The 8,911-nt window shown below is 63.3% G+C and carries 15 protein-coding genes, 1 tRNA gene and 1 pseudogene; 12 read left to right on the top strand and 5 right to left on the bottom strand.

What is annotated here, in order from left to right; all coding sequences use genetic code 11:
• The first annotated feature begins 59 nt into the window (after positions 1-59).
• The 4 genes from BMX85_RS05770 to BMX85_RS05785 are packed head-to-tail and all read left to right on the top strand — an operon-like array spanning position 60 to position 2,000.
• Positions 60-314 (top strand): hypothetical protein, encoded by a 255-nt coding sequence (locus BMX85_RS05770; RefSeq protein ID WP_090314672.1) that lies wholly within the window; start codon positions 60-62, stop codon positions 312-314.
• Positions 311-652: a hypothetical protein gene (locus BMX85_RS05775; protein ID WP_090314673.1), complete on the top strand. Its 342-nt coding sequence runs from the start codon at positions 311-313 to the stop codon at positions 650-652. The genes BMX85_RS05770 and BMX85_RS05775 overlap by 4 nt, the downstream gene beginning before the upstream one ends.
• Positions 649-1,107 (top strand): hypothetical protein, encoded by a 459-nt coding sequence (locus tag BMX85_RS05780; RefSeq protein WP_090314674.1) that lies wholly within the window; start codon positions 649-651, stop codon positions 1,105-1,107. Before BMX85_RS05775 ends, BMX85_RS05780 begins: the two co-directional genes overlap by 4 nt.
• Positions 1,104-2,000, top strand: coding sequence for an ORF6N domain-containing protein (locus BMX85_RS05785; protein WP_090314675.1), 897 nt, complete (start codon positions 1,104-1,106; stop codon positions 1,998-2,000). Before BMX85_RS05780 ends, BMX85_RS05785 begins: the two co-directional genes overlap by 4 nt.
• Positions 2,001-2,281: 281 nt before the next feature.
• Here the strand turns inward: BMX85_RS05785 and BMX85_RS31550 are convergent.
• Positions 2,282-2,422: pseudogene (locus BMX85_RS31550) on the bottom strand (Arc family DNA-binding protein); the annotation flags it as partial.
• A gap of 99 nt (positions 2,423-2,521) precedes the next feature.
• Here BMX85_RS31550 and BMX85_RS05795 point away from each other — a divergent pair.
• The 7 genes from BMX85_RS05795 (at position 2,522) to BMX85_RS05820 (ending at position 4,742) form a co-directional block, all read left to right on the top strand.
• Positions 2,522-2,719 (top strand): Arc family DNA-binding protein, encoded by a 198-nt coding sequence (locus BMX85_RS05795; protein ID WP_090314677.1) that lies wholly within the window; start codon positions 2,522-2,524, stop codon positions 2,717-2,719.
• 229 nt (positions 2,720-2,948) lie between these two features.
• A complete protein-coding gene (locus BMX85_RS05800; RefSeq protein WP_090314678.1) occupies positions 2,949-3,251 on the top strand; it encodes a hypothetical protein in 303 nt (100 codons plus the stop codon).
• The gene (locus tag BMX85_RS05805) at positions 3,248-3,508 is read left to right on the top strand and encodes a hypothetical protein (protein ID WP_090314679.1); all 261 of its coding nucleotides are present in this window, start codon (positions 3,248-3,250) and stop codon (positions 3,506-3,508) included. Before BMX85_RS05800 ends, BMX85_RS05805 begins: the two co-directional genes overlap by 4 nt.
• Entirely contained in the window at positions 3,505-4,002 is a 498-nt protein-coding gene (locus BMX85_RS05810; RefSeq protein WP_143067910.1) for a hypothetical protein, read from the top strand. Before BMX85_RS05805 ends, BMX85_RS05810 begins: the two co-directional genes overlap by 4 nt.
• Positions 3,999-4,190 carry a hypothetical protein gene (locus tag BMX85_RS29975; protein WP_143067911.1) on the top strand — a complete coding sequence of 64 codons (192 nt, stop codon included), beginning with the start codon at positions 3,999-4,001 and terminating at the stop codon, positions 4,188-4,190. Before BMX85_RS05810 ends, BMX85_RS29975 begins: the two co-directional genes overlap by 4 nt.
• The gene (locus BMX85_RS05815; RefSeq protein ID WP_090314681.1) at positions 4,187-4,498 is read left to right on the top strand and encodes a hypothetical protein; all 312 of its coding nucleotides are present in this window, start codon (positions 4,187-4,189) and stop codon (positions 4,496-4,498) included. Before BMX85_RS29975 ends, BMX85_RS05815 begins: the two co-directional genes overlap by 4 nt.
• 43 nt (positions 4,499-4,541) lie before the next feature.
• Positions 4,542-4,742 (top strand): helix-turn-helix transcriptional regulator, encoded by a 201-nt coding sequence (locus BMX85_RS05820; RefSeq protein ID WP_090314682.1) that lies wholly within the window; start codon positions 4,542-4,544, stop codon positions 4,740-4,742.
• Between the two features lie 123 nt (positions 4,743-4,865).
• Here BMX85_RS05820 and BMX85_RS05825 read toward each other — a convergent pair.
• A tRNA-Pro gene (locus BMX85_RS05825) sits at positions 4,866-4,942 on the bottom strand.
• 100 nt (positions 4,943-5,042) lie between these two features.
• Between BMX85_RS05825 and BMX85_RS05830 the strand changes: the two genes are divergently transcribed.
• A complete protein-coding gene (locus tag BMX85_RS05830) occupies positions 5,043-5,879 on the top strand; it encodes an SIR2 family NAD-dependent protein deacylase (RefSeq protein ID WP_090314683.1) in 837 nt (278 codons plus the stop codon).
• Between the two features lie 5 nt (positions 5,880-5,884).
• Here the strand turns inward: BMX85_RS05830 and BMX85_RS05835 are convergent, their stop codons facing one another.
• The 3 genes from BMX85_RS05835 to adeC all read right to left on the bottom strand — a co-directional run bounded on the left by BMX85_RS05835 (position 5,885) and on the right by adeC (position 8,901).
• A complete protein-coding gene (locus BMX85_RS05835) occupies positions 5,885-6,592 on the bottom strand; it encodes a fumarylacetoacetate hydrolase family protein (RefSeq protein ID WP_090314684.1) in 708 nt (235 codons plus the stop codon).
• A gap of 84 nt (positions 6,593-6,676) precedes the next feature.
• The gene (locus BMX85_RS05840; RefSeq protein WP_090314685.1) at positions 6,677-7,288 is read right to left on the bottom strand and encodes a TetR/AcrR family transcriptional regulator; all 612 of its coding nucleotides are present in this window, start codon (positions 7,286-7,288) and stop codon (positions 6,677-6,679) included.
• Between the two features lie 164 nt (positions 7,289-7,452).
• Positions 7,453-8,901, bottom strand: coding sequence for an AdeC/AdeK/OprM family multidrug efflux complex outer membrane factor (gene adeC, locus BMX85_RS05845; protein WP_090315259.1), 1,449 nt, complete (start codon positions 8,899-8,901; stop codon positions 7,453-7,455).
• Between the last annotated feature and the right edge of the window lie 10 nt (positions 8,902-8,911).

Raw genomic sequence — 8,911 nt, forward strand, 5'->3', positions numbered from 1 at the left:
GCGGTCTTCGCGAAGCAAATGCTCGACGCGCTGGCGCATGCTGGAACGCCTGCGATGGCATGAGTATCGACAGCCTCGAAAACATGCTGATGCTCGGCGCCACGATGCGCTCCCGTTTCACCGAATTGAAAGCTGAGTGCGACAAGGCGCAAGCTGACCTGGGCGCCGCCCGCGCGCTGCTCACGCAGACGCTGACCAAAGACGACGAAGCGATAGCTGACATGAAGGAGCTGGGCTGCATGGAGGCACTTCCCGCCGATGCATTTGATCTGACCGAGCGCATCCGCGACTTCCTCGCCGGCGGTGCGGCATGAGCGTCCAGCATCAAGCACCTGGCCAATCGGATTGCCCGCAGTGCATCGTGAATTTTTACGCGTTCTTCGTCGCGGTCCACAAAGGCGAGGCAGAGAACAATCCCATTGTGAGGGATCACGTCGGTCGCGTAGTCGCTTGCTCCGCGCGGCGCGGCTTCACGCTTGCCGGTGACCTCGCCGCACTCGTTGCCAAGGGCGAAGAGCTCAGCGACAGCGCGCTCTGGATCGCCACCCGCCTCGGCGAGGTCGTCGGCGCCGAGTTGACGCAATCCATGGTCGACGACATGATCGCCGACCTCAAAACTCAGCAGTTCAACCCACCAGGAGAAAAAGCATGAACAGCAGCACCACCACGGCCGCCGGCGCTGACTTCACCCAGCTGAGCGCGCACGCGCTGTTGCTGGCCGCGCAGCACGGCATGGAGATTGTCGGGAATGCGGCCGGCTTCGCTGTGTACAAAGATGATGATTTCCTCACCGAAGATTGCACGTCGAGCGAAATCGAGCAATGGCTCGAGGGCTACGATAGCGGCAAGGTGGACGAGTCAGCGCATAACGTCACGCGGTTCACAGACGTCGAGTTCCAGCGGATTATGGATCACGTCCTCTACCGGAACTGGAGCCTGGTCGCAGACCATTCCGGCGTGAAGATCATTGGTCCACACTTCATCATGCATGCCGCGAGCTACGAGGCATTCGAATCGTTCATCTACGGATTCAACGCCGCTGGCGCTGCGCTGGGCATGCTCGGCACCGACCACGCTCCGGACCAAGATGAGGATGGTGCGGAATGAGCGCCCGGCCACCATACGAGCTGCTGCTGGCGGCCCAGCAGTCGGCGCCGGCCGCCCCGGTAGAAATCGCTGGCGTACAGCTGGTGCCGATCGAATACGCCGGCGTCCGGGTACTGACGCTGGCGATGATGGACAAGGCGCACCGCCGGCCCGATGGTACCGCCGGCCGTAATTTCCGGGAGAATCGAGCGCGCTTGGTTGAAGGCGAGGACTTCATGGAGATCGACCAGCCCGACGAAATTCGTCGCCTTGGTTTCACGCGACCGCAGGGCGGCACGCCGGCGTCGATGTTGCTGCTGACCGAGACCGGCTACAGCATGCTGGTGAAATCCTTCACCGATGATCTGGCCTGGGACGTGCAGCGGCAGCTGGTGAAGTCGTACTTTGCAAAGCACGCGCCGGCCGCCGATCCGCTGGCCTGCTTGCCGCCGGAGCAGCGCGCGCTGGTGGACCTAATGTTCGAGCAAGCCGCCATGAAGCAGCGGCTGGACACGCAGGGCGCGGCGCTGACCACCGTCGAGCAGCGCGTCGACGAGATCGCGGCCGGCCAGGTGCTGCTAACGCGGCCGTCGGCGGCCGAGTCCATCGTGCACATCAGGATCCGAATCGGCAAGCTGTACGGCCTGCCGGCACGCATCGTCGACGAGGTTGTCCGGCAGTCGCCGTACGCCTTGAAGCCGGTGATGGTGAAGAACGCACACGCGGATGCACTGGGCGGCAGCTACGCATGCTTCTGGATCAAGGACGTGAGCGCCGTGTTCGCCCGCTTCGCCGGCGAGTGCCAGCGCGTGACAGCGACTCAGGCGACGCACCCGTTCATCGAAGGTCGGTTCAAGCTGACGCCGCAGTCGGCGGCCGGGCCGGGCGGCCAGCTGCCGCTGATCGGCGGCTAGTCCTTGGGCTTCAGCCGCGTGCGTTTGACGGGGCCGGTGAGCTTAACGATCGGCCGCTGGTCGCCCGGCTCGGCAACCTGGGTTGTGCGGCCGCTCAGCTTGACTGGCTTCATTTTCAACGCATACCGCTTATCGATGTTCTCGCCAATAAGGTCGGCCAACATTTTAAGGGCTTCTGGGCTCGGAGCAAGATCGTAGACGACCGGCGGGGATTGCGGCTGCTGTGCCTCGACCGATTCGTCCACCAGTTGGTCGTGATAGTCCCGGAGGTCGTAGTAATCCTGGAGGATGCTCACGATCTCAGCATTCATGCTTCGGTTGTAGCGTTTTGCCGACTCGGCGATCCGATCGCGCATGCCGTCCGGTAGCCGAACCACGAACTGCTCGGCTGTTTTACTTGGGGGAGCGGTCTTTTGGGTCATCGACTCATGATACTGACCTGTTGTATTCTTTCAATACTATGCAGTTGCGATGATCGCACTATGCGAGTACCATAGATCGTACTAAGACTAGGAACAAAAATGACGGAAAAGTTCGAACGCCCCCCGGCCACGCGCCAGCAATTTGTGCTGCGGTTCCAATCGGAAGGTCAGCGCGACGCACTCAAGGCGCGCTCCCAAGCCAACCTGCGAACCATGAACGCCGAAATTCTGTTCCTGATCGAGGCCGGTATCAAGGCTACCGACGGAGCACGGACTGACGAGCCGAACCAAAGCTGACAGGCAATCAGAAAAAGAAACCGGGCGCGGATCGCTGCGTCTGGATATCGACTTATTGACTGGGAAGTGGAAGATATTTTGACTTAATGAATTCGACTACGGAGGACGGCCGGCAAGCCGTCCTCCATGTCTAGCAACCGACCTGGCGTAACCAGGGGAAGCAGGTGGTCAACGATGTTCTCAGCATCGGAGGCCGCGTGGATCACTACACCCTTTTGAAAAGACAATAATGAACCAACGAACCAATGTTAACACCGTCCTGTTGGACGCACAAGCGAAAAATATCACTCTGCCATTGTTGCACCTCAACACTTTGCGGCTTCACGTGGAAAGCATTCAAGATCAGGCGCTGACTGCGCAGACGATGGCCGAAATGGCCATCGAAATCCTCGGCGGCACTGTGATCGTCGAGGAGATGATGGCGCGGCTCGACGCGCTGTTCAAGAGTACCCATCGCGCCGTGATTGTGATCGAGGAATCGGCCAGTGCCATGAGCCTCGCCTTCGAAGAAGTTGAAGGCGGTGAGCAATGAGCGCCCATCTGCCTAAACCGGCCGCCACCGGCGCCAAGCCAGTCACCGCCAGCGAGATCGAGGACGCGCTGGAGATTGCCCACATCAGGATCGAAGCGTTGGGCGCGCTCTTGCGCGGCATTGCGGTCATGACCGACAACCGGGACATCAAAACCCTGTGCAAGCACGGCTCTGGCCAGGCTGAGGAAGTTGCCAACGATCTGGACCTGCTGCGCGACGGTGTCAGCACCGCTGGCGTCACGGGAGCAGCAGCATGAGCGCGCCCGTCGTTACGCCGGCAGAAATGACCATCTGCTTGGGCAAATACGGCATGACCGAGTTTCAGGGTACGCGCGCCATGCTGGAGGGTGAAGGCATCGTCCCGGCGAATCTCAAATGGCCACAAGGTTACGATGACCTGCGGTGGGACGATGGCAAGTTCGAGTACTGCATGACGAGGGAGCGACCCGAAGGTGCGAAAGGCCCTCGCAAGCTTTTCGTTGACGTCGACTGGTGGTGTCTGCGCCAGCAAGTAATTGGCGAAAGTTTCTTCGATGTCGAGCTGAAACGCAAAAAAAGAGAGTTGGATGAGTACGTCTACCATAACAGCGCCAAAGGAATAGCTGATTCGAATAGGCGTTATGCCGTCTACGCGGCGGCGTGCTCGGATGAGAAATTTCAGACATTCAAAGCCTCGATCCCCGGGTTCACCCAGCCAAAGCGCGAACGTCGCTCCAAGGGCGGGCGCCAGAGCCAGGGGGAGGCGGCATGAGTGCGTTGTCGGCAGCTTCGGTCGACCAGGTGCGCCGGCTGGAGGCGCTGTCCGGGCTGGTCAGCACCATGCTGGGCACGCTGCTGTTGGTGCGCGCCGAGGAGCGCGAGGCGCTGGTGCGGCGCTGCGCGTGCGTGGCCGACGGGATTGCGCGCGACCTCGCGCAGTTAGACGGGAGCGAGCTGTGAGCGCGCCGGTGGCGGACGCGACCACGGTGGTGGTGGCGCTGGCGGCGGCGCCGCACTTCGCTCACGCCCTGGACGTGCACATGGTCGACCGCGCCAACGGCATCCTCGCCGACCTGCTGCGCGCGGCGGGCGCCGGCGGCTTCGTCGACGCCGACATCATCCTGCAGCTGGCGGCGCGCCGGCGCTTCACTGGCCTGATCGAGCAACTGGCCGCCGAGGTGGTCGAACGCATCGGCGGACCCCACAAATTTTTCGCGTTGCTGAACTTGTCCACGACGCCCAGCGACTGGAACGGATTTATACGATGAACAAGAAATCTACCACCACCAACGAAAGGAACTGAACGTGAATATGAACGAAATGAAGGTCTTTATCCGCATGCCGGCGGTCATCGCCGCCACCGGGCTATCTCGCAGCACGATCCTGCGCGCCGTGAAGGCCGGCAGCTTCCCGGCACCGATAGACATCGGACCGCACGCCGTTGCATGGGATTCCGGCGCGGTCGCGCAGTGGCAGTTGGACCGCATCGCCGCGAGCCGAAAAGTTGGCTGATTGTTCTATCAGGTTCCATGCAGCACCGCTAGAGGCCACAGATTTGTAGGGGTAATTGTAGGGGTAATTTTCGCAGATAAGAAAAAGGCCAATCCGAAGATTGGCCTAAGTCTTTGATTCTATTGGTCGGGGCGAGAGGATTCGAACCTCCGACCCCGTGCACCCCATGCACGTACGCTACCAGGCTGCGCTACGCCCCGACGAATTCGCAATTATAGCAGCCGCTTTAAGTATTTGTCATGTTTGCTTTGCGCCACAGTGAGATGGAATTCGAACCCGGGCGCGGCTAAGATATCGAGCATGTCAGAACCCATTCCATCCCCGCTGCTCGACCAAGCCGCCGCCCTGGTGTCCGACGCCGATCTGCTGATCATCGCCGCCGGCGCCGGCATGGGCGTCGATTCCGGCTTGCCGGATTTTCGCGGCAACCAGGGCTTCTGGCAGGCCTACCCCGCGCTCGCCCGCGCGCGCATGGAATTTACCAGCGTCGCCTCGCCGGACACCTTCCGCGCCGATCCGTCGCTGGCCTGGGGCTTCTACGGCCATCGCCTCAACCTGTACCGCGACACCGTGCCGCACGCCGGCTTCGCCATCCTCAAGGACTGGGGCGAACATATGGACCAGGGCTACGGCGTCTTCACCAGCAATGTCGACGGCCAGTTCCAGCGCGCCGGTTTCGATTCGCAGCGGATTTACGAATGCCACGGCTCCATCCATCATCTGCAATGCCTGGAGCCCTGCGACGACGGAATCTGGAGCGCCGACCGCTTCCAACCGGAAGTCGACAGCGACGCCTGCCAGCTACTGAACGCGGCGCCGACCTGCCCGCGCTGCGGCGCGCTGGCGCGGCCGAACATCCTGATGTTCGGCGACTGGGGATGGAATGAACGCCGTTCGGCGATGCAGCAGGCGCGCTTGCATGCGTTGCTGGAAAAGGCCCGCCGTCCGCTGGTCGTGGAACTGGGCGCCGGCGTGGCGATACCGTCGGTGCGCCATTTCGGCCAACACGTGATCCGGCAGTTCGGCGGCCGCATAATCCGCATCAATCCACGCGAGCCGCAGGTGGCAAGCACGCGCGATGTCGGCCTGCCGATGGGCGCCCTGGCCGGCCTGGCCGCCATCGACGCCCTGCTCTAACCGATTTACACCAATTTGACGGCGATGCCGGACAGGCCGTCGACCTTGCCGGTCAAAGTCTGCCCGCGCACGACGGCGCCCACGCCCTCGGGCGTGCCGCTGAAAATCAGGTCGCCCGGCGCCAGCGCGAACAAGGTCGACAAATTCGCGATGGTTTCGCTGATCGACCAGATCAGATGGTCGATGGTGGCCGACTGCCTGGTCACGCCGTCGACGTCCAGCTGTATCGCGGCGTGGCCGATGTCGCCCGCTTCGGCGGCGCGGTGGATCACGCCGATGGGCGCGGAGTAGTCGAAGGCTTTGCCGATTTCCCACGGCCGGCCGGCGTCGCGCATCTTGAACTGCAAATCGCGGCGCGTCATGTCCAAGCCGACCGCGTAGCCGAAGATATGCTGCGCCGCGTCTTCCACGGCGATGTCGCTGCCGCCCTTGCCGATGGCGACCACCAGTTCGCACTCGTAGTGCAGGTTGCTGGTCGCTTGCGGATACGGCAGCTCGGCCACCTGTCCCGGCGCGACCGGCACCAGCGCCTGGGCGTCGTTGGGTTTGCAGAAGAAGAACGGTGGTTCGCGATCCGGGTCGTAGCCCATTTCGCGCGCGTGGGCGGCGTAGTTGCGGCCGACGCAGTAGACGCGGCGTACGGGGAACAGGTCGGTGGTGCCGGCGACGGGAAGGCCGACGATGTCGTGGGCGGGAATAACGTAGGAAGTCATGATGCTCCGATGGCTGGAATGGGAGATCAGCCATGGTACAACAACAAAAACCGGCCTGCTCGGCCGGAAACACTACGAGACAATTCAGGTCAGCAGCAACGCCGTCATGGCGACGCGGAACCCTTCCACCAGGCCCTCGCGCTTCATGTCGAGGCGGTGCAGCCGCCATAGCTGCAAGCCTTGGAAATACGCGATCATGGTATCGACACGGCCGTCGAGCAGGAAATCGTCGACCGCCAGACCGCGTCGCTCGCGCCCCTGCCTGACCAACCGCAGCAACTCCGAGCGGGACGCCAGCTCATGCTGGCGCAACTTGTCGGCGATGGCGGGGTTGCGCGACGCCTCCGCGTACATTTCCAGCGGCACATGCCAGGGCTGGGGGTCGAGCTTCTCGTCGATATGGCGCGGAGCGTCGTCGATCATCGCTTGCAGCGGATCTTCGCGCGAGCCCAAGTCGCGCAGCGTGCCGGTGATGTATTCAACCTGGCGCTCGACAAAAGCGAGAATGATGGCGTCCTTGCTGTCGAAATAATTGTAGATATGGCCGGCGCTCATGCCAGCCTGCTTGGAAATCTCGGACATGCTGGCGCCGTGAAAACCGCTGCGTGCGAAGCACACGGCCGCCGCTTCCAGTACCTGGTTGCGGCGGTTCTTCGCCCGTTCCGGATCGGTGCGTCGTTTTGCGGGAGTAGTCATGTCGTGTCCTCGGGTCTCTCTCTCATGCCTGAAGGCGGAACTGTGGTGATGCCGACCGGGTTTGTCAATCCACCCTTTGGGTCGAATGCGGCGGACGCGCAACGGCTGTTCACCACAGCAGTCCCGCGCCCGCCGCGCGCTTGCGCGGGCAAGCTGGCGACAATCTAACCGCGCGGCGGATTGCCCTGCCCGGCGACCTCGGGTTGCCAGCCGCCGCCGAGCACCTTGTACAGGTTGACGGCGTTGCTGGTCTGGTTCAGGCGCGTGCTGATCAAGCCCTGCTGCGCCGCATACAGCGCGCGCTGCGACACCAGCGCGTTCAGATACGTGTCGGCGCCCTTGCGGTAGCGGGCGTCGTTGATCTTGAAGCTCTTCTCGGCCGCGTCCACCAGCGCCTGCTGCGAGGCTAAACGCTCGTCGATGGTGCCGCGCGTGGCCAGCGCGTCGGCCACCTCGCGGAAGGCCACCTGGATCGCCTTCTCGTACTGCGCCACGTAGATATCGCGGTCGGTCTTGGCGATGCTCAGATTGGCGCGATTGACGCCGCCATCGAAGATCGGCAGGTTGATCTGCGGCGCGAAGCTCCACGTGCCCGAACCGGACTTGAACAATCCGGACAGGTTGCGGCTTGCGCTGCCGCCCGACGCCGTCAGCGAAATGCTGGGGAAGAAGGCGGCGCGCGCCACGCCGATGTTGGCGTTGGCGGCGCGCAAGGTGCGCTCGGCCTGCTGCACGTCGGGACGGTTGCGCAGCAGGTCGGACGGCAGCCCGGACGGAATCGCGGCCAGTTGCGTGACCGGATTGAGTTCGTCGGCCGGCAGCAGGTCGGCCGGCACGGCGCCGCCCACCAGCAGGTTCAGCGCGTTCTGGTCCAGCGCCACCTGCGCGGTGTACGTGGCGACGTCGTTGCGCGCCGATTGCACGCTGGTCTCGGCGTCGTACATGTCGACGCCGGAGGTGACGCCGTTCTCGAAGCGCTTGCGGCTCAAGTCATAGGTGATCTGCTGGCTGCTCAAGGTTTCCGCCGCCAGCTTGAGACGCTGCTGGTCGGCCGTCAAGGTGAGGTAGGCGTTGGCCACTTCGGCCACCAGGCTGATTTGCTGGGTGCGGCGCGCCTCCTCGGTGCCCAGGTAGGTCTGCAAGCCTGCCTCGGAGGCGTTGCGCACCTTGCCGAAGAAGTCCAGCTCATACGATGGCATCGACAGCCCGCCACTGTACTGGCGGGTGATGGCCGCCTCGCCGGTGCCGGTCATGTTGGCCGGCGTACGGGTGGCGCTCTGGTTGACGCCCGCGTTCACCTTCGGCAGCAGCGCCGCCGTCTGGATGTTGTACTCGGCGCGGGCGCGCTCGATGTTGAGCGCCGAGACGCGCAGGTCGCGGTTGTTGGCCAGCGCCAGCTCGATCACCTTGCGCAGGCGTTCGTCGGCGAAGTACTCGCGCCACTGGATTTCCGACACCGGCTTGGCGTCGGCGGCGGCCGGCGGCACGTTTTTATACGCGTCGCCGGCCGGCCAGGCCTGCCCCACCGGGGCGGCCGGCCGCTCGTACACGGGCGCCAGGCTGCAACCGGCCAGCAGCGCCAGCGCGGCCATGGTGATTAAAGACTTATGCATGATTTTCATG

The sequence above is a fragment of the Duganella sp. CF517 genome (assembly GCF_900110275.1).
Taxonomy (GTDB): Bacteria; Pseudomonadota; Gammaproteobacteria; order Burkholderiales; family Burkholderiaceae_D; genus Rugamonas.